A 25,395-nucleotide genomic window follows, 5' to 3' on the forward strand; every position below is an offset into this window, starting at 1 on the left:
TCGTCGTCGCAGCGGGCGGCCCAACAGGGGGCACAGCGGGGGGCCCAACAAGGGGCCCAACAAGGGGCCCAACAAGGGGCACAGCGTGCGTCCGGTCCGCGCCGCCGGTCCGCGCCGCCCCCGCCCCCGCCGCGGCCGCCCGCCGTGCTGCGGCTCAGTGATCCCGGGCGGCGGCTGAACGCCGGGCTGGTCGTGATGGCGTTCGTGCTGTCCCTGCTCGCCGGTCGGCTGGTCCAGCTCCAGGGCCTGGACTCCAAGGTGCTCCAGGCGAAGGCCGCGGACCGGCGCGAGCAGTCGGAGAAGCTGCCGGCGCGGCGCGGCTCGATCACCGACATCGCGGGTCACGAGCTCGCGGTGACCGTCGAGGCGCGTGAGATCTACCTCGACCCGAAGGTGGTCGAGCCCGCCAAGCGGGACCTGGTCGCCACCACCCTCGCCACGGAGCTGAACCGTTCGAAGGAGGAGATCGCGGCCAAGCTGGCGAAGACGACCTCGCGCTATGCGGTGGTGGCGCGGGACGTCGATCCCCTGCACGCCAAGAAGATCATGAGCTTCGGGTTCAGGGGGGTCGGCGCCAAGCGGACCTACTACCGCGAGTACCCGGGCGGCAGGCTCGCCGGGGGCATAGTCGGATTCGTCGGTGTCGACGGGTACGGCCTGGCGGGCATGGAGAGCGCCTTCAACAAGGTGCTCGCGGGCCGCGACGGCGAGCAGAGCTTCGAGACCGGCGGGGAGGGGCAGCGCATCCCGATGACGCGCAGCACCCGCCAGGAGCCGGTGCCCGGCCGCGACGTGCGGCTGACCATCGACAGGGACATCCAGTGGGCCGCGCAGGAGGCGATCGCCGAGCAGGTGAAGGCGTCGCGGGCGCGCAGCGGCAGCGTGATCGTCATTGATGTGCCGACCGGCCGGATCGTGGCCATGGCCAACGCGCCCGAGGTCGATCTCACCCACTGGCAGGACTCCCCGCCGGGGGACCGGCGCAACCGGGCCGTGTCCGAGGTGTTCGAGCCGGGCAGCACCAACAAGGTGATCACCGCGGCGGCGGCGATCGAGTCGGGCACGGTCAGGTCCGACACGGTGTTCCGGGTGCCCGACAGCATCCAGTGCGCCGACAGGCGGCTCAAGGACGCGCATCCGCACCCGCCGGAGTCGCTCACCTTCGCCGGGATCATCGCCGAGTCGAGCAACGTCGGCACGATCATGGCCGCGGAGCGGATCAGCAGCCAGCGGCTGTACGACATGTTCCGCGCCTTCGGGTTCGGCGCCAGAAGCGGCGTCGGCCTCCCGGGCGAGGAGGCGGGCCTGCTGCCCGGCTGGCAGGGCTGGTCCGGCAGCCAGCGCTGCACCATCGCCTACGGCCAGGGCATCTCGGTCACCGCCCTGCAGATCGCCAGCGTCTACCAGACGATCGCCAACGGCGGGGTACGGGTCACCCCCACGATCGTCGCGGGCACCACCGACGGGCACGGACGGTTCGTCCCGGCCCCGGCGCCGAAGCGGACCCGGGTGATCAGCGAGCGGACCGCCCGGGAGATCTCGCTGATGCTGGAGGCCGCCGTCGGACACGATGGTACGGGAACGGAGGCGGCGATCCCCGGCTACCGGGTCGCGGGCAAGACCGGTACCGCGATGAGATATGACCAGGAATGCGGGGGATACTGCGGATATACGGCGACGTTCGTCGGCTTCACGCCGGCGGACAAGCCCCGGCTGATGGCTCTGGCCGTCATCCAGGATCCGAAGAAAGGTCACTACGGCGGCACCGTGGCCGCCCCCGTGTTCAGGAATGTCATGACATTCGCGTTGAAGACCAGGAAGATCCCTCCGACGGGTACGAAGACGCCCGACGTCGTCCTTCGTGCACACCGGTAGGAGGTACGCTCTCGCCGTGCGTCCCCCGTCCTCGATGCGTCCCGCCGCCGTGGTGGCCCGCCCGCTGTCCGGCCTCACGGCCCTGCTCGGCGCCGGCGCCGTACCCTCTCCCGGAGCCAGAGCGGTCCGGGGGACGGTCACCGGCATCTCGATCGACTCCCGCCGCGTCCGGCGCGGCGACCTCTACGTGGCGCTGCCCGGGAAGTCCTCGCACGGCGCGGAGTTCGCCGCCGACGCGCTCGCCTCGGGCGCGACGGCGATCCTGACCGATCCCGCCGGACGGGACCAGGCGGCCGCGACCGGCCTGCCCGTGCTCGTGGTGCCCGACCCGCGCGCGCTGCTCGGGCAGGTCGCCGGATGGGTGTACGGCAGCGCGGCCGACGGCATGACCGTCATCGGCGTCACCGGCACGAGCGGCAAGTCGACCACCACCTACCTGCTGGAGGCGGGCCTGCGGGCGGCGGGCCACCGGACCGGACTGGTCGGCGGCGTGGAGATCCGGGCGGGCGATCTGCGGTTCGTCCCCGAGCTCACCACTCCGGAGGCGTCCGACCTGCAGGCGCTGTTCGCGCTCATGCGCGAGCAGGGTGTCACGGCCGCCGCGATGGAGGTCTCCAGCCACGCTCTCGCCCTCGGCCGGGTGGACGGCATCTCCTACGATGTGGCGATATTTACCAATCTCTCGCAGGATCACCTGGACTTCCACCGAGATCTGGACGACTACTTCGCGGCCAAGAAGCGGCTGTTCACCCCCGAGTTCTCCCGCGTCGGGGTGGTGAACACAGACGACGTCCATGGCCGCGAACTGGCCGGTCTGGCCAAGATCCCGATCACCACGTTCTCCGCCGCCGGAGCGCCGGAGGCCGACTGGCGGGCCGTCGACGTCCGTCTGGGCGCCGACGGCAGCACCTTCCGGGTGGTCGGCCCGGGCGGCGTCGAGGTGGACGCCGCCGTGGCCCTGCCCGGGTCGTTCAACGTCTCCAACACGCTCGGCGCGCTGGTCGCGCTGGTGGAGGCGGGGATCCCGCCGCAGACGGCGATGTCCGGCATCGCGACGTTCGGCGGTGTTCCCGGCCGGATGGAGCGGGTGCCGGGCGCCGGGGACTACCAGGTGATCGTCGACTACGCCCACAAGCCGGGGGCGGTCGAGTCGGTCCTGCGTTCACTGCGCGCGGTACTCGGATCAGGGCCAGGCCCGGGGCCGGGTTCGGGGCCGGGATCGCGCGGTCGGCTCACGATCGTGCTCGGGTGCGGCGGTGACCGCGACCGCGGCAAGCGGCCGATGATGGGCGAGGCCGCCGCCCGGCTCGCCGACGTGGTGATCTTCACCAGTGACAATCCGCGCAGCGAGGACCCTCTGGTGATCTTGTCCGCGATGCTGGAGGGGGCGCTGCGGGTGCCGCCGGACGAGCGGGCCCATGTGATCATGGAGCCGGACCGGGAGGCCGCCATCGACCTGGCGATTTCAGGTGCCGCGCCCGGAGATGTGGTAGTTGTGGCGGGCAAGGGGCACGAGCAGGGCCAGTACGTCGGAGGCACGGTCATCCCCTTCGACGATCGTGACGTGGCCGCGCGGGCCATAGCGCGGGCCATCGCACGGAGAGAGAGCAGGAAAGACGCATGATCCCGTTGCCGCTGGCCCGGGTGGCCGAGATCACCTCGGGCGCGCTGAACGGCATGGCCGACCCCGGCGCGGTGGTCCGCGGGCCCGTCGTGATCGACTCACGGGCCGCCGAGCCGGGCTCGCTGTTCGTGGCGATCAAAGGTGAGCGCGCCGACGGACACGACTTCGCCCAGCAGGCCTGCGCCACCGGGGCGGTCGCCGTGCTCGCGTCCCGGCCGGTGGACGCTCCCGCCGTGATCGTGGGGGACGTGGTGGCCGCCCTCGCCGCCCTCGCCGCGGCCGTGGTGGCCGAGCTCCCGGATGCCGCAGTCGTGGGGGTCACCGGATCGCAGGGCAAGACCACGACCAAGGACCTGCTGTCCGCCCTCGCCGCCCGGATGGGGCCCACCATCGCACCCGTAGGGTCGTACAACAACGAGATCGGCCACCCGCTGACCGTGCTCAAGGCCGACGAGAGCACCCGGTTCCTGGTCCTCGAGCTCAGCGCGCGGAACGTTGGTCACATCGCCTACCTGGCGAGGATCGCCCCGCCCCGGATCGGGGTGGTGCTCAATGTGGGCGCGGCCCACCTCGGGGTCTTCGGGAGCCGGGAGGCGATCGCGCAGGCCAAGGGCGAGCTGGTCGAGGCGCTGCCCGATGACGGCGTGGCCGCGCTGAACGCCGACGACCCCCTCGTAAGCGCGATGGCCGAGCGGACGCGGGCCAGGGTGACCTACTTCGGGCGGTCACCGCGAGCACACGTCCGGGCCGAGGGAGAGACGCTCGACGGGCGTGGCCGGGCCTCGTTCACGCTGCGCACGCCGACCGGATCGGCGCCGGTGCGGCTGCGGCTGCACGGCGCGCACGCGGTCGACAACGCGCTGGCCGCCGCCGCGGCGGCCTACGAGATGGGGCTCCCCGTGGCGGCGATCGCCGAGGAGCTGTCGCTGGCCGAGCCGCGCAGCCGCTGGCGCATGGAGGTCACCGACCGGGCCGACGGCGTGACCGTGGTCAACGACTCCTACAACGCCAGCCCCGACTCCGTCCGGGCGGCCTTCGCCGCCCTGGCCGCGATCGGCGCGGGCAGGCGGCGGTTCGCCGTGATCGCCGCCATGCGGGAACTCGGCGAGTACGGCGCGGCGCTGAACGAGGAGTTCGGGCGGCTCGCCGCCGACGCCGGTCTCGACGGTCTGATCGTGGTGGGGGAGGAGGCCGAGCACATCCTCTCCGGAGCACGGGGCGCGGCAGGCATGCCCGGCCCGGGGACGCTCCACGTCCCCGACGCGGCGACGGCCGGGGTCGAAATGGCCGGCCGGCTGGCACCGGGCGACGTCGTACTGGTGAAGGGGCCGCGTGCGGCCGGGCTCGAACGGGTCGCAGCGGCGATCCTCGGAGGTGAAGCGCGGTGAGGAACATCCTCATCGCGGCGGCGGTCTCGCTGCTGCTCTCCATGGTCGGCACGCCGCTCGCGATCCGGTTGTTCGCCCGGCGCGGCTACGGCCAGAACATCCGGGAGGAGGGGCCCTCAGGTCACTACGACAAGAAGGGCACCCCGACCATGGGCGGCACGGTGATCGTCATCGCGACGCTGATCGGCTACTTCACCGCGCATCTGACGACCATGCTGTCGCTCAACGTCGACCCGCCGACGGCGTCGGGGCTGCTGGTGCTGTTCCTGATGACCGGTCTCGGTGTGGTCGGCTTCCTCGACGACTTCATCAAGATCTACAAGCAGCGGAGCCTGGGGCTGCGCAGCGGGGCCAAGGCCGCCGGGCAGCTCGTCGTCGGGGCGATCTTCGCGGTGCTGGTGCTGCGGTTCCCCAACGCCTACGCCCTCACCCCGGCCGAGACGAGGCTGTCCTTCCTGCGGGACTTCGGGCCGTCGATCGGCATCGTCGGCTTCATGATCTGGGTGCTGTTCTTCATCGTGGGCTTCTCCAACGCGGTGAACCTGACCGACGGCCTCGACGGTCTGGCCTCGGGCGCCACCTGCCTGGTCCTCGCGGCGTACGTGCTGATCGGCAACTGGCAGCTGCGCAACAGTTGCACCACGGTCGGATTCGGGCCCAACTGCTACTGGGTGCGAGATCCGCTGGACCTCGCCGTGGTCGCGGCGGCGGTGCTCGGCGCCTGCCTCGGATTCCTGTGGTGGAACGCCCCGCCCGCCAAGATCTTCATGGGGGACACCGGCTCGCTGGCGCTGGGCGGTGTGATCGCCGGTCTCGCCTTCACCACCCGCACCCAGCTCCTGCTGGTCATCCTGGGCGGCCTGTTCGCCATCATCACGATGTCGGTGATCATCCAGGTCGGCTTCTTCAAGATGACCAGGAGACGGGTGTTCCGGATGGCTCCGCTCCAGCATCACTTCGAGCTGTCCGGATGGGCCGAGACCACCATCGTCGTCCGGTTCTGGCTGATCGCCGCGCTGTGCGTGGCCGGCGGTCTCGGCCTGTTCTATCTCGAATGGGTGCCCAAGTAGTGAGCGTGGTCGTCGCAGGTCTGGGAGTCTCCGGCACGGCCGCGGCGCGGGCGCTGGCCCGCCGCGGCGAGCACGTCGTCGTCCTGGAGTCGGCCGACGGGGAACGGCAGCGGGCCGCCGCAGCCGATCTCGCGTCGCTCGGCGTGGAGGTGCGGTTCGGCGAGCAGGACGAGCTGCCGGAGGGGGCGTCGCTGGTCGTCGTCTCGCCGGGCTGGCGTCCCGATCATCCGCTGGCGGCCGCCGCCCACCGCGCCGGGGTCGAGGTGATCGGGGAGGTGGAGCTGGCCTGGCGGCTGCGCGACGACGCGCGCGGGGCCCCCTGGCTGGCGATCACCGGCACCAACGGCAAGACCACCGCGGTCCGCATGCTCACCGCGATGCTCACGGCCGCCGGACATCGGGCCGCCGCCGTCGGCAACGTCGGCGACCCGATCGTGACCGCGGTGACCAGAGAGGGGGCGGCCAGAGAGGGGGTGGCCGGAGAGGGGGCGGCCGAGCCGTACGACGTGCTCGCCGTCGAGCTGTCGAGTTTCCAGCTCCACTGGTCGAAGAGCCTCGCGCCGCTCGCCGCCGTCGTGCTGAACGTCGCCCCCGACCACATCGACTGGCACGGCTCCTTCGAGGAGTACGCGGCGGCCAAGGCGCGGATCTACCCGGGCGCCCAGACCGTGATCTACAACGCCGACGACGAGGGGTCCGCCGCGCTGGCCGCGCCGTACGGGCGGAGGGTGGGCTTCACGCTCGGCGTGCCGCGCCCCGGGCAGCTCGGCGTCGTGGAGGACCTCCTGGTCGACCGCGCGTTCACCGCCGACCCCGTTCACGAGGCCGCCGAGCTGGCGGGCCTGGCCGACGTGCGGCCGTTCGCGCCGCACAACGTCGCCAACGCGCTGGCCGCCGCCGCCCTCGCCAGGGCGTACGGCGTGCCGCCGGAGGCCGTACGGCGCGGGCTGGCGGAGTTCGTCCCCGACCCGCACCGGATCGCCCACGTGGCGACCGTGGGCGCAGTGGACTATGTGGACGACTCCAAGGCAACCAATCCGCACGCCGCCGCCGCGTCGCTGGCGGCCTACCGGTCGATCGTGTGGATCGCTGGCGGCCTGCTCAAGGGCGCCGAGGTCGACGACCTGGTACGGCAGGCCGCCCCACGCCTGCGCGGCGCCGTACTGCTGGGCGCCGATCGCGAACGCGTGCGCGAGGCGCTCGCGCGACACGCGCCGGATGTCCCCGTCGTCGACGTGCCCGGACAGGAAACTGGCATCATGGACCGCGTCGTTACCGAAGCAGCCGCCCTCGCCTCCCCCGGGGACACCGTGCTGCTGGCCCCCGCCGGGGCGTCGCTGGACATGTTCACGAGCTACGGGGCACGTGGGGAGGCCTTCGCCGCCGCCGTGCGCCGCCTGGCACAGCGGTGACCGCGGCGGAGGCGGGAACGGAGCCGCCGGCGGAGGGCCGCGTAGCCGCGCTCCGGGAGCTGCTGAACCGCCCGCTGGTGTCGTACTACCTGGTGCTCGGCTGCAGCGCGCTGCTGCTCGCGCTCGGCCTGATGATGGTGCTGTCCGCTTCCAGCATCGAGGCGCTGCAGGAGACCGGCAGCCCGTTCTACTGGTTCATCAAACAGTCGACCTCGGTGGCGCTCGGCGTCCCGCTGATGTGGGTCTGCTCCCGGCTTCCGCAGCGGTTCTTCCGCCTGGCCGGCAATCCGCTGATGGGCGTCTCGATCCTCGGCCTGGTGATGGTGATCTTCCTGGGTCAGGAGGTGCTGGGCGCGCAGCGGTGGATCTCCATCGGGCCGTTCTCGGTCCAGCCGTCGGAGCCGGCCAAGCTCGCCCTGGTGCTGTGGGGAGCGGACATCCTGGCGCGGCGGGCGCGCGGCGGCCGCATCGAGTGGCGGCACCTGATGATCCCGCTGATGCCCGGTCTCGCGCTGCTCGCGGTGCTGGTGCTGATCGGCCGCGACCTCGGCACGACGCTCGTGCTCATGATGATCTTCCTGGCGCTGCTGTGGGTGGTCGGCGCGCCCGTGCGCCTGTTCGCGGGGGTCCTCGGGCTGCTCGCGCTGGCCGCCGCCATGATGATCGTCGTCACGCCGTGGCGGCTGGAGCGCGTGACGAACTTCATCAACCCGTGGGCGGACCCTCAGGACTCCGGTTTCCAGGCCGTCCAGGGGCTGATCGCGATCGGGTCGGGCGGCTGGTTCGGCCTCGGCCTGGGCGCCGGCCGCCAGAAGTGGGGCCACGTGCCGCACGCCGAGAGTGACTTCATCTTCTCGATTCTGGGTGAGGAGCTCGGCCTGATGGGCACCCTTGTGGTGGTCGCGCTGTTCGGCCTGCTCGGGTACGCCGGGCTGCGCATCGCCTCCAGGGTGAACGACCCGTTCATCCGGCTGTCCTCGGCGGCCACCGTCGCCTGGATCGCCGGGCAGGCGATCGTCAACATCGGCGCCGTGATCGGCGTCCTGCCGATCACGGGCATCCCGCTGCCGCTGGTGTCGTACGGAGGGTCCGCGCTGTTGCCGACGCTCGCCGCTCTTGGCATGTTGTTGTCGTTCGCCAAACGGGAGCCGGGCGCGGCGGCGGCCTTGGCCGTACGTGGACCCGGACCCGCCTCCCGGGCTCTAAGCTGGCTTGGCCTGGGTGGCCGCCCGAGGCGTGAGACGACGCGGAACAGAGGAGTGACATGAGGGTGGTCCTCGCCGGCGGGGGGACGGCCGGCCATATCGAACCGGCGCTCGCGCTTGCTGACGCGCTTCGCGAGCAGGACCCGGCGATCGGGATCACGTGCCTCGGCACCGAGCGGGGCCTGGAGACCCGGCTGGTGCCCGAGCGCGGCTACGAGCTGGCTCTGGTCCCCGCCGTGCCGCTGCCTCGCTCGCTCACGCCGAAGCTCCTCACCGTGCCCGGCCGGCTCGCCGGGGCGATCAGCACGGCGGCCGGGATCCTCGACCAGGTGAGGGCGGACGTGCTGGTCGGGTTCGGCGGTTACGTCGCGACGCCCGCCTATCTCGCCGCGCGACGGCGCGGCGTCCCGATCGTCGTGCACGAGGCCAACCCCCGCCCCGGCCTGGCCAACCGGCTCGGCGCGCGGCTGACCGACCACGTCTTCACCGGCCATCCGGACACCCCGCTGCCGAACGCGCAGTACATCGGCATCCCGTTGCGCCGCCAGATCGCCGGGATGGACCGGCTGTCGCTCGGCGACAAGGCCAGGTCGTACTTCGGTCTGGAGTCCGACCGGGTGACGCTGCTCGTGTTCGGCGGCTCCCAGGGCGCTCGCTCGATCAACAAGGCCGCCCTGGCGGCCGCGCCCCGGCTGCGGGCCGCGGGCGTCCAGGTGCTGCACGTGATCGGGCCCAAGAACACGGTCGAGGTGGAGCCCCCGCCAGGCGACCCGCAGTACGTGATCCTGCCGTACATCGACCGCATGGATCTGGCCTACGCCGCCGCCGACCTCGTGCTGTGCCGCAGCGGGGCGATCACCTGCGCCGAGCTCACCGCGGTCGGACTGCCCGCCGCGTACGTGCCGCTGCCGCACGGCAACGGCGAACAGCGCCTCAACGCCCAGCCCATCGTGCAGGCGGGCGGTGGGATCATGATCGATGACGCGGACCTCTCCGCCGAGTGGATCACTGCGACGCTGCTGCCCATTCTGAACGACCCCGAGCGCGTGGTCGCCATGTCCGAGGCCGCGTCCCGGATGGGCCGCGCGGACGCCGACGCGACGCTCGCACGCAAGGTTCTGGAGATCGTTTCCCGATGAGTCTCGTCAAGCTCGTGGACCCCGTACCGGCGGCCGATCTGGGCCGGGTGCACCTCATCGGCATCGGAGGCGCCGGGATGTCGGGCATCGCCCGGATCCTGCTGAAGCGCGGGGTTGCGGTGTCGGGCAGCGACGCCCGGGTCTCCGACATGCTGGACGAGCTCCGCGGGCTGGGCGCCGACATTCACGTCGGCCACGCCGCCTCCCACGTCAAGGACGTGGACACGGTCGTCGTGTCGACCGCGATCCGCGACTCCAACCCCGAACTGGGGGAGGCGCTCCGCCGGAACCTGCGGATCATCCCGCGCGCCGCGGCGCTCGCCGCCGTGATGACGGGCCGGACCGGCATCGCCGTAGCCGGGACCCACGGCAAGACCACGACCAGCTCGATGCTCACCGTGGCGCTGCAGAAGTGCGGCGAGGACCCGTCCTACTGCGTCGGCGGCCGGCTCGTCACCACGGGCCTGGGCGCCGACGACGGGACCGGAGAGGTGTTCGTGGCGGAGGCGGACGAGAGCGACGGCTCGTTCCTCATGCTGACGCCGGACGTCGCGATCGTGACCAACGTCGAGGCCGACCATCTGGACAACTACGGCGACCCGCAGGCCGTGCACGAGAGCTTCGCCCGCTTCGCCGAACGTGTCGGCTCCATCCTGGTGGTCTGCGCCGACGACCCGGGCGCGGCGGCGCTGGCGCCCCTGGCGCGGGCGCGCGGCCTCGAGGTCGTGACGTACGGCGAGGCCCCGGCGGCGGACATCCGCACCGTCGACATCGTCCCGCGCGGCCTCGAGGTCGAGTTCCACGTGGCCGGGCACGGCGGCGTCCGCCTGGCCGTGCCGGGACGGCACAACGCCGTGAACGCCACCGCGGTGATCGCCGTGGCGCTCCGCCTCGGCCTGCCGTTCGACGAGGTCAGGGAGGGGCTGGCCGCCTTCACCGGGGCGAAGCGGCGGTTCGAGGCCAGGGGCGAGGCCGGCGGCGTGTCCGTGTACGACAGCTACGCCCATCACCCGACCGAGCTGACCGCCGACCTGCGCGCCGCCCGTGACGTGGTCTCCGGCGGCGGTCCCCTCCGCGGTGGGCCCCTCCATGGTGGACGCGTGATCGCGGTCTTCCAGCCGCACCTCTACTCGCGCACCAGGTTCTTCGCCGCCGAGTTCGGCGCGGCGCTGGGGCTCGCCGACGAGGTCGTCGTGCTCGACGTGTACGGCGCGCGGGAGGACCCCGAGCCCGGAGTCTCCGGCGCGCTCGTCGCGGGCAAGGTGCCGCTGCCCTCCGAGCGGGTGGTCTACGCGCCCGAGCGTGCTTCGGTTCCCGCACTGGTCGCCGCCCGGGCCAGGCCCGGCGACATCGTGCTCACCATGGGTGCTGGAGACGTCACGGATCTCGGTCCCCGCATCGTCGCCGAGCTGTCGGCGAAGTGAATTTCCTCACGTCGGCCTTCCCGAGGGGAAGCAGGACCGTCCGGCGTACGGCCCTGGCGGCCCTGCTCATGGCCGGCGTGGTGGGCGCGGCGACCTGGGTGGTGTTCTCCTCCTCCGTGCTGGGCGTGCGGCAGGTGGAGATCATCGGTAACACGCGCGTGCCGGCCGAGACGCTGCGGGCGGCCGCCGCCGTTCCCGTCGGCACCCCCCTCGCGACCGTGGACGTCGAGGAGGTGGGGCGCCGGCTGCGCGCCGTGGTCGAGGTGGAGTCGGCCCGGGTGGAGCGGGAGTGGCCGGGGACGCTGCGGATCAGCGTGGTCGAGCGCACCCCGGTGGCCGTCGTGCCGCTGACCGAGCCCTCGACGAACGGAGCACCGGAGACAGGGGCCTCGAAGAACGGGGTGGCGGAGGTGTCCGCTGTCGTGGACCGCTTCGGCGTGATCCTCGAACGGGTGGCGGTGGCCCCGCCGCGGCTTCCGATGCTGCGGGTGCAGCACCCCGCCCCCGACGACCCCGCGATGCGTGCCGCGCTCGCCGTACTGGGCGCTCTGCCGGACGACGTGCGGGTGAGCGAGGTGCGGGTGCCGTCCGTCCGGGCCATCACGCTGATCCTCGCCGACGGCCGTACCGTCCTGTGGGGCGATGCCGGGCACGCCGCGGAGAAGGGCCGTGCCCTCGCCGCCGCTCTCGAGCGACCCGGGACCTTCTTCGATGTGAGCACTCCCCGGGTGGTGACGGTCAAGTGAGAAATTTCAAGGGAGGGAATAGGACAGCCCGCGACACGCCGGGCGACCTTCCGGCGCGGTTAGTTGACCCTGGGGGATGGGCAACCCTACTGTCCGTATCAATCCTCAGGTTGACATAACTCTAAATCTCAACTTGAGGGTGAGAGTTGAGACAGCGCGGGCGTGGCCCGCATGGAACGTAAACGAGCGGAAAGGCCCCTCGTCGTGGCAGCACCGCAGAACTACCTCGCGGTCATCAAGGTCGTCGGCATCGGCGGCGGCGGAGTCAACGCCGTCAACCGGATGATCGAGGAGGGACTCAAGGGCGTCGAGTTCATCGCCATCAACACTGACGCCCAGGCGCTGCTGATGAGTGACGCCGATGTGAAGCTCGACGTCGGACGGGAGCTCACCAGGGGCCTGGGCGCCGGCGCCAACCCCGAGGTGGGCCGTAAGGCGGCCGAGGACCACCGAGAGGAGATCGAGGAGGTCCTCAAGGGCGCCGACATGGTGTTCGTCACCGCCGGCGAGGGCGGCGGCACGGGCACGGGCGGCGCGCCCGTCGTGGCCCAGATCGCCCGCTCGCTGGGCGCCCTGACCATAGGAGTGGTGACCCGGCCGTTCAGTTTCGAGGGCAAGCGCCGGGCCATGCAGGCCGAGGCCGGCATCGAGACCCTCCGCGAGGAGGTGGACACGCTGATCGTCATCCCGAACGACCGGCTGTTGTCGATCTCCGACCGCCAGGTCAGCGTGCTCGACGCCTTCAAGGCGGCGGACCAGGTGCTGCTGTCCGGTGTCCAGGGCATCACCGACCTGATCACCACGCCCGGTCTCATCAACCTCGACTTCGCCGATGTGAAGTCCGTCATGTCCGGCGCGGGATCGGCTCTGATGGGCATCGGCCACGCGCGCGGCGACGATCGCTCGGTCGCGGCGGCCGAGATGGCCGTGTCCAGCCCGCTGCTGGAGGCCAGCATCGACGGCGCCCACGGCGTCCTGCTGTCCATCGCGGGCGGCTCCGACCTCGGCCTCTTCGAGATCAACGAGGCGGCCCAGCTCGTCTCCAACGCCGCCGCCTCGGATGCCAACATCATCTTCGGCACGGTGATCGACGACGCGCTCGGTGACGAGGTGCGGGTGACCGTGATCGCCGCCGGCTTCGACGAGCCGGCCCCGGCCAAGCCGGCCGTCACACCGCTGTCACGGCCCCAGCAGGCTCGTCCGGCGTCGTCGGCCCCGCCGGCCCCGTCGGCTGTCCCCGCGGCCACCCCGCCGGCTCCGGCGTCCCGGCCGACTCTGGCGGCCGCGTCGACGCCCGCTCCGGCCCCGGCGCAGCCTCCGGCGCCTCCCGCTTCGTCCGCTCCGGCACCCGCGCCCGCTGCGGCGGCCAGGCCGGAGCCGCAGGTCGAGCAGGCGCCCGCGAGTGGTGCCGGGACCGCCGCTGGATCGGCCGCGTCCACCGGAGGCGCCGGGACCGCAGGTTCCGGGGGGATCGGGGGTTCGGGCGGGGGCGCCGGTTCCGCGGGGAACACGGGACCGCTGTCGATCCCGAGGCCCGCGCCCGAGCCGCCGACCCCGATCACCTCACGGGTCAACCGGCCCGGTCCCCGAGTTCCAGTGGTGTTCGAGGAGCAGGAGGAGGAGCTCGACGTGCCGGATTTCCTCAAGTGAGAAGAGAGGAGATCAAGGCGGGCCTGGCCGAGGTGGAGCGGCGGATCGAGGAGGCCTGCCGGGCCGCCGGCCGGAGCAGGTCGGAGATCACGCTGATCGCGGTGACCAAGACCTACCCCGCCTCGGACGTACGGCTGCTCCACGAGCTCGGAGTCCACGACATCGGGGAGAACCGGGACCAGGAGGCGGCCGGCAAGGCCGCCGAATGCGCTGATCTCGACCTCACCTGGCATTTCATCGGTCAGTTACAGACCAACAAGGTCCGCTCGGTCGCCTCCTATGCCGACATGGTCCACTCCGTGGACCGGCCCCGGCTGGTGGAGGCGCTGAGCCGCGAGGCCGTCCGGGCCGGACGCGAGATCGGCTGCCTCGTCCAGGTCACGCTGGATCCCGTCTCGGGGCGTGGCGGGACCCGGCCGGAGGAGGCTGCCGCGCTCGCCGGACTGGTCGCGGCGGCGGAGGGCCTGCGGATGCGGGGCGTCATGGCCGTGGCCCCGCTGGGCGGGGACCCGGCGGAGGCGTTCGCCCGGTTGGACGAGATCGCGGAGGCCGTACGGAAGGAACACCCGGGGGCGGACGTCGTCTCGGCGGGGATGAGCGGGGACCTCGACCAGGCGATCGCAAACGGCGCGACACATGTGCGGATCGGTACGGCGTTGCTCGGCCGTAGAAAGCCCTTCGTCGGGTAATGTCCCCCAAGCGGACCTTGGTGTCCCAATAGGCACCAGACAGGCGGGAGGACGACGAGCGATGGCCGGCGCGATGCGCAAGATGGCGGTCTACCTCGGTCTCGTGGAGGACGACCGCTACGAAGACAGGTACGCGGCCGAGTACGGCCACGACGAGGACTACGCCGACGACGACTACGAGACGTCGTCGCGGCGTGAGGACACCGCCGAGACGGCCGTCCCCGCCCCCCGCCCCTCGACGCCGGTCCTGGAGCGCCGTACCACTGATCTGGCGCGTATCACCACCCTGCATCCGCGCACGTACAACGAGGCGCGTACGATCGGCGAGCACTTCCGGGAGGGCACGCCGGTCATCATGAATCTGACAGAAATGGTCGACAGTGACGCCAAGCGGCTTGTCGATTTCGCGGCAGGTCTCGTCTTCGGCCTCCATGGCAGCATCGAACGTGTTACCAACAAGGTGTTCCTGTTGTCTCCCGCCAACGTTGAGGTGACCGCCGAGGACAAGGCCAGAATCGCGGAACGCGGCTTCTTCAATCAGAGCTAGAGTTCCATCATGAACAGTAACCGGATGGAGGCGGGGCTGGGCCGTGGGGATCATTAGAGAGATCGTGGTCTTCGCCCTGTACATCTTTCTGCTTCTGCTGATCGGCAGAATGATCATAGATACGGTGCAGGCGTTCGCCCGCAACTGGCACCCCTCCGGGTTGGTGTTGGTGCTGGCAGAGGCCATATACACCGTGACAGATCCTCCTCTCAGGTTCCTCCGCCGTTTCATTCCGCCCCTCAGGTTGGGTACGGTGGCCTTTGACCTGAGCTTCACAGTGCTGTTCATTGTGATCTTGGTCTTGATCCAAGTCGTGTAGCGCTTCGTTGATCGGGTGCCGTCCGACCGGACAGAGACTCCAAGCGCGCCAAGGAGACCCAAAATGCCGTTGACGCCCGCTGATGTGCGGAACAAGCAGTTCAGTACCACCAGGCTGAGGCCGGGGTACGACGAGGAGGAGGTCGATGCCTTCCTCGACGAGGTCGAGGCCGAGCTCGACCGCCTCATCCAGGAGAACGAGGAGCTCCGTGCGAAGCTGACCGAGTGCCTGAGGGGCAAGGTGCCCGGTGGTATGGGTGGCCCCGGCGGCGTGGGCATGGGGGGTCAGCCACCGATGGCCCCCGCTCCGGTCTCCGATCCCAAGCCGGAGATGATGGTCCCGCAGCCTGAGCCGATGAAGGCCCCCGAGCCCCCTCGCCCCGAGCCGGTCCCCGTCGGAATGGGCATGCCGCCCGCCGAGGACAACATGGACACCGCGGCCCGCGTGCTGGCCCTCGCCCAGCAGACGGCCGATCAGGCCATCGCGGACGCTCGGCGTGAGGCCGACGAGACGGTGACGCGCGCCCGGCGTGAGGCCGACGACATTCTCGGCAAGGCTCGCCGTCAGGCGGAGCAGATCATCGGCGACGCCCGAGCCCGTGCGGAGACGCTGGAGCGTGACGCGCAGGAACGGCACCGCCAGGCCATGGGCACGCTGGTGCAGACCCGTGACGAACTCGAGCGCAAGGTCGAGGAGCTGCGCAGCTTCGAGCGTGAGTACCGCAGCCGCCTCAAGCTGTACCTGGAGAACCAGCTCGCCGAGCTGAACGTCTCGGCCGAGGGCAGCGGCGGGTTCCCGATCGTCAGCGGCGCACCTGCGATGGCGCATGCGGTCGCTCCGGGTCCCCAGCCGATGACCGGTGCTCCGAACCCGTTCGCTCAGGAGAACCCCCAGCACTCCGCCGGCTTCCCGGGCCCCGACGGCCCGCACAACGACCGTCGGTAAGGTTCGCGTCCCCTTCCCTCAGCCGCGAACCCGGTAACTCGGAGTACCCCCCGTGATCCTCATCAGTGCCGCACTGGTTCTCGCCGCCATCGTCCTGCTCATCGCGGGCGTGGTGCTGGCGAAGCCGTTCCTCGTGATGTGGTCGATCGTGATCAGTGTGCTGTCCGCGGTCTGCCTGTTGATCGGGGCTCTGCTGAGGCGCCATGAGCTGTTCCCGGCGGGCAGGGGCACTGCCGTCGGGTCGGCTACCACCCCCCAGGGTCCCTCCGTCCCCTCTCCGTTCACGGCCGCCGTCGCGCACGCCGGAAATCTTCCGGTCGGTGCGATGATCGGTGGGACGCCTGGGCAGCTCCCTCATCACGGGGCGGTCGCCATGCCGCCCCCGGCACCGGCCCCCATGCCGGCGGCCGCGCCGATCCCCCGTCCGCCGGTCCCGGCGGCGCACGGGTTGGGGTCCGACTCCATCGTGCTGGTGATCCCCGGCCGCAGGCGGTTCCATCTGCCGAACTGCCGTCAGCTCGTGGGACGCGATGTCGAGGAGCTCACTGTCGAGGAGGCCCGTGAAGAGGGCTTCACCTCGTGCACGACGTGTCAGGCCGAGGGCCAGAAGAGCCCGGAGGCCCCCGACAGCACCGAGATCCTCGCGAGCATCGAGACCCTCGCGAGCACCGAGACCGTCGAAAGGTCTGAGAGCCCGGAGAGCCCGGAGAGCCCCGAGAGCGCCAACGGCCCGGAGAGCCTTGAGAGCTCATCACGTACGGCAGACCCCGCAGGTCTCGAGAAGCCCGTGGGTCCCGAGAAGCCCGAAGGCGCAGAGCGCGGCGACGCCGACCCGGACACCCCCGAAAGCACTGTTCCCTCCGGTCTGGACTCCCACCGACCGGGCTCCGATGAGCCGGATCCAGCGGACACCGCTGAATTCCCGGCGATAACCACCAAGCTCTCCGGACCGCAGTCGCCCGTCTCATCCGATACGGGCGCCTCATCCGATGAGGGTGTCTCATCCGCGACCGTCTCACCCACGACGCCGGTCGCATCCAAGGCCGAACCGATCGACTGGTTCAAGCGGCCGAGCCCCGCACCCGCAGGGGCCGCCGCCACCGAGCGGGTGGAGCCGGCCGAGACCGCGGAAGCCGGGCGCGCCGGCCTCCGTGTCCCGGCAGGCTCCACCTCCACCACTTCCGGCACGACTTCCGGCACCACTCCCGCCGTCAGCTCTTCCTCCGGTGCCACTGTGCGGGTCATGGCCGGCACCCGGCGCTACCACCGCGCCGAGTGCCCACTGCTGCGTGCCGCCGATGACGCGGGCGTCGAGACCATGTCCGAGCAGGAGGCCGAGGCGGCCGGCCTGACCTCCTGCTCGGTCTGCTCCGCTACGCCTTCCTGAGCTGGAAGGCGAGGCCGAGGTCGGACTCCTCGTGCCGGGGGAGCGCCTCGTCCGGCGAACCCTCGGTGAAGCTCACTGCGAGGACCTCGTCCGCGACGACCTGCCCGCCGTCGCGCAGCGCCTCCGCCACCTCGCCGTCGGCCGACCACCACAGCTCGATCCGATCCGTGATCGACAGCCCCGTCGACTTGCGGGTCTCCTGAACCAGCCGGATCACCTCGCGGACCACCCCGGCCCTGCGCAGCTCCTCGGTGATCGTCAGGTCCAGCGCCACGGTCTCGCCAGTGCCGGTGTCCACCGCCCCGGTCTCCACCGCCCAGCCCGTCCTGGGCTGCTCAGTGATGATCACGTCGTCCGGGCCGAGCTCGACCGCGCCGAGATCTTCGATCTCCACCACCATGGCCGTACCCGACCGGATCGTCTTGGCCAGGGCCGTGGGGTCGGCGGCGGTCACCGCGGCGGCCACCTGCTTGGTGCGCGAACCGAACCGCTTGCCGAGGGTGCGGAAGTTCGGCTTCACCGTGAACGTCACCAGGTCGGCGGAGAACGTGGACAGGTCTTCCAGCCGCTGGACGTTCAGCTCGTCCGCGATCAGCCGACGCAGATCGTCGGGAATCCCTGCCCAGCCCTGAGCGCCGATCAACGCCCGGCCGAGCGGCTGCCGCGTCTTCACCGACGACGAGGCGCGGGCCGACCGGCCCAGTTCGACGATCCTGCGCACGAGGGCCATCCGCTCGGACAGCTCGGGGTCGAGCAGAGCGGTGTTCACCTCAGGCCAGGTCGCCAGATGGACCGACTGCGGGGCCTCCGGGGCGCGGAGCACGTCCCACACGTAGTCCGTGATGAACGGCACCAGCGGCGCCATCAGCCGGGTGACGGTCTCCAGGCACTCCTGCAGCGTCGCGAACGCCGCCGCCTCTCCGGACCAGAACCTGCGGCGGGACCGCCGGACGTACCAGTTGGACAGGTCGTCCAGGAACTCGGTCAGCCGTCGCCCGGCCCGGGCGGTGGCGAACTCGTCCATCGACGCGGTGACCTCGGCCACGGTCCGGTGCAGTTCGGCCAGTGCCCACCGGTCGATCAGCGGGCGTTCGCCGTACGGCGGGGCCTCGGCGAGCCGCTCCGGCGACCACGACTCCGCGTTGGCGTACAGCGTGAAGAACGAGGTCGTGTTCCAGTAGGTGAGCAGGACCTTTCGGACGATCTCCTCGAGTGCGGCGTGGCCGATCCTGCGGGGCGCCCAGGGGGAGCCGGAGGTCGCCATGTACCAGCGGAGGGAGTCGGCGCCGTGCTGGTCCATGAGCGGCATCGGCTGGAGCACGTTGCCGAGGTGCTTGCTCATCTTGCGGCCGTCCTCGGCGAGGATCAGGCCGAGGCACAGCACGTTCTCGTACGACGACCGGTCGAAGACCAGCGTGCCGACCGCCATCATCGAGTAGAACCAGCCGCGGGTCTGGTCGATCGCCTCGCAGATGAACTGGCCCGGATAGGACTTCTCGAACACGTCGGCGTTGACGTGCGGCGCGCCCCACTGGGCGAACGGCATGGCCCCCGAGTCGTACCACACGTCGATGACGTCGGGCACCCGCCGGGCCTCACCCTGACAGGTGGGGCAGTGGAACGTCACGTCGTCGACGTACGGCCGGTGCGGGTCGAGCGCGGTCAGGTCGCGCCCGGCGAGCTCGCCGAGCTCCTTGAGCGAGCCCACGCAGGTGACGTGGTCGTCCGGGCAGGTCCACAGCGGCAGCGGGGTGCCCCAGTAGCGGGACCGCGACAGCGCCCAGTCGACGTTGTTTCGGAGCCATTCGCCGTACCGGCCGTGCTTGATCGTGTCCGGGAACCAGTTGGTCCGCTCGTTCTCGGCGAGCAGCTTCTCCTTGATCGCGGTCGTTTTGATGTACCAGGACGGGAGCGCGTAGTAGAGCAGCGGCGTGTGGCAGCGCCAGCAGTGCGGGTAGCTGTGCTCGAAGTGGCCGCCGCGGAAGAGCAGGCCGCGCTCGCGCAGGTCCGCCGTCAGCCGCTCGTCGGCGTCCTTGAAGAAGACGCCGCCGACCATCGGCACGTCCGGCAGGAAGCGCCCGTCCGGGCCGATCGGGTTGACCACCGGCATGCCGTACCGCTTGCAGACGGCCATGTCGTCGGCGCCGAACGCGGGCGCCTGGTGGACCAGGCCGGTGCCGTCCTCGACGGTGACGTACGTGCCGAGCACGACGTAGTGTGCGTCCTCGATGTCGACCAGGTCGAACGGCCGGGAGTAGGTCGTGTGCTCCAGCTCGGCGCCGGAGAAGGTCGCCAGCACCTCGGCGTCCTCGCCGAGGACCCGCGTGAGCAGCGGCTCGGCCACCACCAGCACCTCGTCGCCATGCCTGGCCGCGACGTAGGTGACGTCGGGGTGTACGGCGACGGCGGTGTTGGACACCAGGGTCCAGGGGGTGGTGGTCCAGATCAGCAGCGACGCGCCCAGCTCGGCCGGCGGGCCGGAGGTGGCGGGCATGCGGACGAACACCGAGGGGCTGGACACGGTCTCGTACCCGCCCGGCTGGCCCAGCTCGTGATCGGACAGTCCGGTGCCGCAGCGCGGGCAGTAGGGCGTGATCCGGTGGTCGCGGAACAGCAGTCCCTTGTCCCAGATGACCTTGAGCGACCACCAGACGGCTTCCACGTACTGGGGGTCCATGGTGCGGTAGGCCTGGGACATGTCGACCCAGTAGCCCATCCGCTCGGTCATCTCCTCGAACGCGTCCACGTGCCGCAGCACCGACTCGCGGCACTTCGCGTTGAACTCGGCGATGCCGTACGCCTCGATCTCGGGCTTGCCGGACAGGCCCAGTTCCTTTTCGACGGCGACCTCGACCGGCAGGCCGTGACAGTCCCACCCCGCCTTGCGGGGGACGTGGTAGCCGCGCATCGACTTGTAGCGGGGGAAGACGTCCTTGAAGACGCGGGCCTCGATGTGGTGGACGCCCGGCATGCCGTTGGCGGTGGGCGGGCCCTCGTAGAACACCCAGGACGGGCCGTCGGCGTTCTGCTCCAGCGAGCGCTCGAACACCTTCCCGTCCCGCCAGCGGTCGAGCACCTCGCGTTCCAGGGCCGGCAGGTCCACCTGCGCGGGCAGCGAGCGGAAATGAGGGGAAGAGTGGGAAGACATCGTCGGGCGGAACCTCCACGCGTGGTGATGACATGGCGCGAAGGGACGAAGCCGCCGACGGCTCCGCGGTACCACCCTTCTTGGCGCCCTGACACTCCTGAAGTTTCCGGCACTCCTGAAGTTTCCGGACGCCCTCTCGTTTCATCCTGCTGCCGGTTCTACTCGGCCGCCGTGTCAGCGGCCTTTCTTCCGGCGGCTCCGGGGTGATGTTCCCACCGCGACCCGCCCCGGGCTCACACCGTCCCCGGGTCGCTCGAGCGAGTGGATGCGGAGGTACTCGTCCCCATCGACGCCGTGCAGACTATGACGATAACGCAGACCGGGCGCCAGGACTTCCTGATATTGGCCCCGAGGGTCTGTGGGGCCGCCTACTGGAGGCGGCGGAGCAGCGCCTGCTTGGCCGTACTGAACTCCTCGTCGGTGAGCACGCCTGATCGGTGCAGCTCGCCGAGGTCGGACAGGCGCCGGATGAGAACGTCGTGATCGTCATGGGCGTCGGCGGCGGGTGGGGGAAGCGCGAGAGGCTCCTGCACTTCGCGTGGCAGGCGGGCGACGACGGCGGCGGCGACGAGGGCCGTGGTGCCGCCGAAGCGCTGGATGCCCCAGGACAGACAGTGCGGGTCGTTTTCCGGTGATCCGCCTGGGCCGCCGCCCTTGTGGCGGAAGCGGAGGGTGCCGTAGCTCACCCCGGACTGGGGTTTCCATTCCACCCCGGCCAGATCGGACAGGGCGAACTCCTGAGGGCCCGCCGCCTCCTTGACCGACTTCGCGAACATGGTCCAGTGGATGCGCACGTGTTCGCCGTCGAAGTTGACGGTGCCGTCGCCGGCGGAGGCCGTCAGCGGTACGGCGGGGCCGGGCAGGAGGAAGTCCTCGCATGGGCCGCTCGGGATCTGCCAGATCCGCAGGGAGTCGCGGATCTCGTCGGCCAGGTATTCGGCGGCGCCCGTACGGTCCTTGGGGACGGCCAGACGGTAGGGGTCGGCCGGGGCGTCCAGCCCTCCGGCTACGGCGTCGGTCAGCGGGTCGGCTCCCTTCCGCAGTCGAAGCCGCAGGTGGCCACCCTTGCGTGCGGGCTCGAACGCGGCGCCGGCGATCGCCTCGAGCGGCACCGCCAGCTCTCCCAGAACCTTGCGCAGCTCGTGGACGTCCTTCCCGCTGCCCGGCACGATCCGCAGGTGCTCACCGTCGAACGTCCAGGATCCGTCCGAGACGAAGATCTCCGCCATGCCGCCAGCCTAAGTCATGACGGCTCCGTCGAAGTGTCTCGCCCAAGGTACGAAACAACCGGTGGGGAGCGTTAGGGCCGCCGGCAGGCGGGTAAGCGGCAACGGGGCAGGAGATAAGAAAATGGCACAAAAAGTACGCGAAGTGATGACCCCTGCGCCGGTCACCGTCCCCAGCGATGCCAGCATCGTGCAAGCGGCGAGGCTCATGCGCGAGCACAACATCGGTGACGTGCTGGTGACCGAAGACGACAGGCTCTGCGGCGTGATCACCGATCGGGACATCGTGGTGCGCGCCGTCGCCGACTCCCGCGACCTGACCGCGACAGCGGTGGCGGCGGTCTGCAGCAGTTCCGGCCTGGCCACGGTGACACCCGACCAGGACACCACCCAGGCCTTGAGGCTCATGCGTGACAAGGCCATCCGCCGGGTCCCCGTCGTCGAGGAGGGACGGCCTGTGGGCGTCGTCTCGCTCGGCGATGTCGCACTGGAGCGAGATCCAGCTTCGGCGCTGTCGGACATCAGCGCCGCCCGGCCCAATACCTGAGTCCCCCTCCAGGCATGGCCACCCGCCGGTGTTCGCTCCGGCAGCCGTGGAAGGCGCAGCGAAAAGGAGGAGACGATGCGACACGACGAGTTCATCGGACAGGTTCAGTCACGGGCCAAGCTGGCCGGCCGCGGTCAGGCCGAGCGGGCCAGCCGGGCCACCCTGGAGACGCTCGGCGAGCGTGTGCCCGAAGGGCTCGCGGGCAACCTCGCCGCGCAACTGCCCACCGAGATCGGCGAGCATCTGCGACGTACGGAGATCGAGGGAGGCCTCGGCACGGGAGAGCCCTTCGGACGGGACGAGTTCATCCACCGGGTGGCCGACCGAGCGGGCGTCGACGAGCCTCAGGCGGTTTACCTGGCACGCGTGGTGCTCGAGGTCACGGGCGAGGCGACGCAGGGAGCCCTGATGGACAAGGTGCGCGACAGCCTCCCGGAGGACCTCAGGCCGCTCGTCACCTCCGGTAGCCGGGGTTCCATGGGTTGATGCCCAGGCCGGCGGCGTTCCGCCGCCGGCCCGAAGGCGGGGCGTCGCGGTCAGCGGTGGGAGGCCTGCTTCGCATGGGCCTTGGCCTCCACCCGGAGGCGGTGGTCATTCGAAGAGGGAGTGCCCGTCGCCTCGCCGGGCACGGCGGCGGATCACCACCACCAGGTCGACGACAGCGATGAGCGCGAGTCCGGCCAGGCCGATCGCGAGCACGGTCAGCCCGGCCGCTACCGCCAGTGCCGCGAAGAGCACGCACACGACCAACCCGAAGGCCGCCAGTGCGATCCGCAGATTGAGCGCGCTGCGCGGCGGTTCGCTCGTGGGTGAGAACACCGACCAGAACCTGTCACGGGCAGACCTACGGTCCTGGTGGACGTTCCGCGGCCCGGTGCCGCTCCCGAGCCGGCCGCCTCCATGCGTTTTTCCCATGTCGTCCTCCCTTCCTTCCTCGCCCCCTACCCCGAACCGCTCGATGACGGACACGTGACCCTCACCGGTGGCGCGCCCGAGACGACCGGCTGCTCTGCCCGCGTCGCTGACCGGTCACCGCTTTCTCCGCCATGATCGGACTTGACGGAAGGGAGGTTCTGCTTTCGTGACCGCCAGAGTCATTCTCATCACGCACGCGGAGACCGCCGCCACGCTCGCGGCCCGGTTTCCCGATGACGATGCCCTGACCGCGCGGGGGCGCGAAGCCGCGATCGCCGCATCCCGGGCGCTGCCGGCCATCGACGGCGGCTGTGCGGGCCCCGAGAGAAGCTGCATGCAAACGGCGGCGGCACTCGGTCTCGACGTTGTCCCGGAACCGGAGCTGCGCGACCTCGACGTGGGGGATTGGCGCGGCCGACGCCTCCAAGAGATCGAGGCCGAGCAACCGGCGGAGCTACTCGGTTGGTTGACCGACTCCCGGGCCGCGCCGCACGGCGGCGAGTCGGTCTGTCAGCTCATCGACCGGGTGGCCGGGTGGCTCGAGACAGGTGCGGAAGGACGCTCTCGCATCGTGGCGGTCACACACCAGGCCGTCGTACGGGCCGCGGTCCTTCATGCGCTCGGCGCGCCGCCGTCCGTGTTCTGGCGGATCGACGCCCGCCCCCTCTCGCAGACCCGGCTCTCCCGGCACGGCGGGCGCTGGCGGCTGACCGAGACGGGGCACATCCTGGGCGTCGACGCCTGAACCGGTAGGGGATCGACCGCGGCACCCGTCCGGGTCTGACGCCACCCCGCAGGGGGCGCCAGACCCGGAACGGCAGGACCGGGCTCATCGAACCGGGCTCATCGAACCAGCCGGGGTCCCATCACGCCGACATGGTCACCGACCTGGTCAGACGCCTGCGGGAGCCGGCCTTCTGGCCGCGCCCGTGCCGGTGAACACCCGCTCGGCGAGGGTCCCGAACAGCAATCCCAGCGTTGCCCACGTGGTGGCCTGGATGGCCAGGGACGCCAACCGGAACCGCCACAGCACGGTGGCGGAGAAGTCGGCGGGGACCTCATCGATCGATGGCATCACCAGGTAGATGACCATGACGATGACGACGAAGACTCCGACGGCGGTGAGACCGGCGTTCCATCCGCCCAGCCGGGCGACCAGCCGGCGCCCGGCGTACCCGGCCAGACCGGCCGCGAGCAGACTCAAAACGATCAGCGTGAAGTAGAGCCCCGTGCGAGTACCGATGGTGTCGGGGTCGCCCACCGCCGGTGGGCTGGGAGGGTACTTCAGGAACGGGACGACGTACACGGTCACGAACCCGGCCAGTGCCACCAGGGCCGAGGTCACATGGGGTCGGTGGGAACCGATCCGGCCATGGGCGAGGGCGAAGGCGATCGAGAACAGACCGCCGAATGCCACGCCGAACACGGCGAGGGCGGTGATCAGGCCGAAGGTCTCCTGAACGGTGCGGGAGACGAGCTCCGGCTCGGTTGCCTCGCCGGCGGCCGCGGCCTTGGCCTCCTCGAACGAAATGGCCAGGGCCACCTGGGGTTCACCGAGGAACCACGCGACGACATAGGCCAGTGCGGCGGCGGCCAGGCCGACGAGCATGCCGCGGATCAACAACGATCGCATCATGAGTGGCTCTCGATCGTCAGTGGCAGGGGAACCCGAGCAGGTGCCGCCCGTCGTGGACGAACTCGTGCACTGTATGACCGCTGATGATGGAGACGGCCCCCTGCTCGGCCCCGACGAAGTAGATCAGGATGAGACCGAGCACCGCGGTGAACACCGCCCAGGGAACGATCTCACGCACCGGGATGCGCAACGAAACAGGCCGGGCTGAAGGAACGGCTACATTGGCCACGGTTTCTCCTCTCGGGGTCGCACGCCCCGACGATGGAGGACAACGGGTCAGTTTCCTGACTCCCGGGTCGACGCGCCTTCCGACCTTCCCGCTGCTCAGCCGTGGTCACTCGTGAAAGGCGCTTACCGGTTACAGTGGCGGGACCGTCCTGGAATCACACCAGGTTCCTGCACACCGTTGCCTCTGTCTTGACTTGTCTCAATGAGATTCCCCTGTCCCGCCCGTCACGTCAAGCGGGACATAAGGGGCAGAGTGTTTGTTTGTTCCGCTGGAC

General features: G+C 70.8%; 23 protein-coding genes and 1 riboswitch. Of the genes, 18 read left to right on the plus strand and 5 right to left on the minus strand.

Annotated features, from left to right (window positions below; translation table 11 throughout):
* Positions 1–144: 144 nt before the first annotated feature.
* From Mth01_RS02350 to Mth01_RS02420, 15 genes are all read left to right on the plus strand, one after another.
* On the plus strand, positions 145–1,875 hold the full coding sequence (locus Mth01_RS02350; protein ID WP_239089254.1) for a peptidoglycan D,D-transpeptidase FtsI family protein: 1,731 nt from the start codon (positions 145–147) through the stop codon (positions 1,873–1,875).
* A gap of 34 nt (positions 1,876–1,909) precedes the next feature.
* Positions 1,910–3,499 carry a UDP-N-acetylmuramoyl-L-alanyl-D-glutamate--2,6-diaminopimelate ligase gene (locus tag Mth01_RS02355; RefSeq protein WP_204010861.1) on the plus strand — a complete coding sequence of 530 codons (1,590 nt, stop codon included), beginning with the start codon at positions 1,910–1,912 and terminating at the stop codon, positions 3,497–3,499.
* Positions 3,496–4,887 (plus strand): UDP-N-acetylmuramoyl-tripeptide--D-alanyl-D-alanine ligase, encoded by a 1,392-nt coding sequence (locus Mth01_RS02360; protein ID WP_204010432.1) that lies wholly within the window; start codon positions 3,496–3,498, stop codon positions 4,885–4,887. The genes Mth01_RS02355 and Mth01_RS02360 overlap by 4 nt, the downstream gene beginning before the upstream one ends.
* Positions 4,884–5,957, plus strand: coding sequence for a phospho-N-acetylmuramoyl-pentapeptide-transferase (gene mraY / locus Mth01_RS02365; RefSeq protein WP_204010434.1), 1,074 nt, complete (start codon positions 4,884–4,886; stop codon positions 5,955–5,957). The genes Mth01_RS02360 and mraY overlap by 4 nt, the downstream gene beginning before the upstream one ends.
* Positions 5,942–7,369 carry a UDP-N-acetylmuramoyl-L-alanine--D-glutamate ligase gene (murD, locus tag Mth01_RS02370; RefSeq protein ID WP_204010437.1) on the plus strand — a complete coding sequence of 476 codons (1,428 nt, stop codon included), beginning with the start codon at positions 5,942–5,944 and terminating at the stop codon, positions 7,367–7,369. The genes mraY and murD overlap by 16 nt, the downstream gene beginning before the upstream one ends.
* Positions 7,366–8,637: a putative lipid II flippase FtsW gene (gene ftsW / locus Mth01_RS02375; protein WP_204010440.1), complete on the plus strand. Its 1,272-nt coding sequence runs from the start codon at positions 7,366–7,368 to the stop codon at positions 8,635–8,637. The genes murD and ftsW overlap by 4 nt, the downstream gene beginning before the upstream one ends.
* A complete protein-coding gene (gene murG / locus Mth01_RS02380) occupies positions 8,634–9,713 on the plus strand; it encodes an undecaprenyldiphospho-muramoylpentapeptide beta-N-acetylglucosaminyltransferase (protein ID WP_204010443.1) in 1,080 nt (359 codons plus the stop codon). Before ftsW ends, murG begins: the two co-directional genes overlap by 4 nt.
* Positions 9,710–11,137: a UDP-N-acetylmuramate--L-alanine ligase gene (murC, locus tag Mth01_RS02385; RefSeq protein ID WP_204010446.1), complete on the plus strand. Its 1,428-nt coding sequence runs from the start codon at positions 9,710–9,712 to the stop codon at positions 11,135–11,137. The genes murG and murC overlap by 4 nt, the downstream gene beginning before the upstream one ends.
* Complete coding sequence (locus tag Mth01_RS02390) at positions 11,134–11,883, plus strand: cell division protein FtsQ/DivIB (protein ID WP_239089263.1); 750 nt, start codon at positions 11,134–11,136, stop codon at positions 11,881–11,883. The genes murC and Mth01_RS02390 overlap by 4 nt, the downstream gene beginning before the upstream one ends.
* Positions 11,884–12,087: 204 nt before the next feature.
* Complete coding sequence (gene ftsZ / locus Mth01_RS02395) at positions 12,088–13,533, plus strand: cell division protein FtsZ (protein WP_204010449.1); 1,446 nt, start codon at positions 12,088–12,090, stop codon at positions 13,531–13,533.
* Positions 13,530–14,222, plus strand: a complete 693-nt coding sequence (locus tag Mth01_RS02400) for a YggS family pyridoxal phosphate-dependent enzyme (RefSeq protein ID WP_204010451.1) — start codon at positions 13,530–13,532, stop codon at positions 14,220–14,222. The genes ftsZ and Mth01_RS02400 overlap by 4 nt, the downstream gene beginning before the upstream one ends.
* A 61-nt stretch (positions 14,223–14,283) precedes the next feature.
* On the plus strand, positions 14,284–14,769 hold the full coding sequence (locus Mth01_RS02405) for a cell division protein SepF (protein WP_204010453.1): 486 nt from the start codon (positions 14,284–14,286) through the stop codon (positions 14,767–14,769).
* Between the two features lie 43 nt (positions 14,770–14,812).
* Positions 14,813–15,088, plus strand: coding sequence for a YggT family protein (locus Mth01_RS02410; RefSeq protein WP_204010455.1), 276 nt, complete (start codon positions 14,813–14,815; stop codon positions 15,086–15,088).
* A gap of 63 nt (positions 15,089–15,151) precedes the next feature.
* Positions 15,152–16,033 carry a DivIVA domain-containing protein gene (locus tag Mth01_RS02415; RefSeq protein ID WP_204010457.1) on the plus strand — a complete coding sequence of 294 codons (882 nt, stop codon included), beginning with the start codon at positions 15,152–15,154 and terminating at the stop codon, positions 16,031–16,033.
* A 52-nt stretch (positions 16,034–16,085) separates the two neighbouring features.
* Positions 16,086–17,420 carry a hypothetical protein gene (locus Mth01_RS02420; RefSeq protein WP_204010459.1) on the plus strand — a complete coding sequence of 445 codons (1,335 nt, stop codon included), beginning with the start codon at positions 16,086–16,088 and terminating at the stop codon, positions 17,418–17,420.
* On the opposite strand, the gene ileS is transcribed toward Mth01_RS02420, so the two are convergent.
* Positions 17,407–20,568: an isoleucine--tRNA ligase gene (gene ileS, locus Mth01_RS02425; protein ID WP_204010461.1), complete on the minus strand. Its 3,162-nt coding sequence runs from the start codon at positions 20,566–20,568 to the stop codon at positions 17,407–17,409. The two genes, Mth01_RS02420 and ileS, sit on opposite strands and share 14 nt — an antisense overlap.
* A 368-nt stretch (positions 20,569–20,936) precedes the next feature.
* Positions 20,937–21,797: a DUF4429 domain-containing protein gene (locus tag Mth01_RS02430; RefSeq protein ID WP_204010464.1), complete on the minus strand. Its 861-nt coding sequence runs from the start codon at positions 21,795–21,797 to the stop codon at positions 20,937–20,939.
* A gap of 121 nt (positions 21,798–21,918) precedes the next feature.
* Here Mth01_RS02430 and Mth01_RS02435 point away from each other — a divergent pair, with 121 nt between their 5' ends.
* Both Mth01_RS02435 and Mth01_RS02440 read left to right on the plus strand, forming a co-directional pair.
* Positions 21,919–22,341 carry a CBS domain-containing protein gene (locus tag Mth01_RS02435; RefSeq protein ID WP_204010466.1) on the plus strand — a complete coding sequence of 141 codons (423 nt, stop codon included), beginning with the start codon at positions 21,919–21,921 and terminating at the stop codon, positions 22,339–22,341.
* A 75-nt stretch (positions 22,342–22,416) separates the two neighbouring features.
* Positions 22,417–22,827 carry a DUF2267 domain-containing protein gene (locus tag Mth01_RS02440; protein ID WP_204010468.1) on the plus strand — a complete coding sequence of 137 codons (411 nt, stop codon included), beginning with the start codon at positions 22,417–22,419 and terminating at the stop codon, positions 22,825–22,827.
* Positions 22,828–22,932: 105 nt separating this feature from the next.
* Here the strand turns inward: Mth01_RS02440 and Mth01_RS02445 are convergent, their stop codons facing one another.
* The gene (locus tag Mth01_RS02445) at positions 22,933–23,256 is read right to left on the minus strand and encodes a DUF6343 family protein (protein WP_204010470.1); all 324 of its coding nucleotides are present in this window, start codon (positions 23,254–23,256) and stop codon (positions 22,933–22,935) included.
* Positions 23,257–23,422: 166 nt separating this feature from the next.
* Here Mth01_RS02445 and Mth01_RS02450 point away from each other — a divergent pair, with 166 nt between their 5' ends.
* On the plus strand, positions 23,423–24,001 hold the full coding sequence (locus tag Mth01_RS02450) for a histidine phosphatase family protein (RefSeq protein ID WP_204010472.1): 579 nt from the start codon (positions 23,423–23,425) through the stop codon (positions 23,999–24,001).
* 147 nt (positions 24,002–24,148) lie between these two features.
* On the opposite strand, the gene Mth01_RS02455 is transcribed toward Mth01_RS02450, so the two are convergent.
* Positions 24,149–24,892 (minus strand): CbtA family protein, encoded by a 744-nt coding sequence (locus Mth01_RS02455; protein WP_204010474.1) that lies wholly within the window; start codon positions 24,890–24,892, stop codon positions 24,149–24,151.
* A 16-nt stretch (positions 24,893–24,908) separates the two neighbouring features.
* Complete coding sequence (locus tag Mth01_RS02460; protein WP_239089265.1) at positions 24,909–25,121, minus strand: CbtB domain-containing protein; 213 nt, start codon at positions 25,119–25,121, stop codon at positions 24,909–24,911.
* A gap of 28 nt (positions 25,122–25,149) precedes the next feature.
* A riboswitch (cobalamin riboswitch) is annotated at positions 25,150–25,352 on the minus strand.
* Positions 25,353–25,395: the final 43 nt, after the last annotated feature.

The sequence above is a fragment of the Sphaerimonospora thailandensis genome, assembly GCF_016863115.1.
Lineage (GTDB): Bacteria > Actinomycetota > Actinomycetes > Streptosporangiales > Streptosporangiaceae > Sphaerimonospora > Sphaerimonospora cavernae.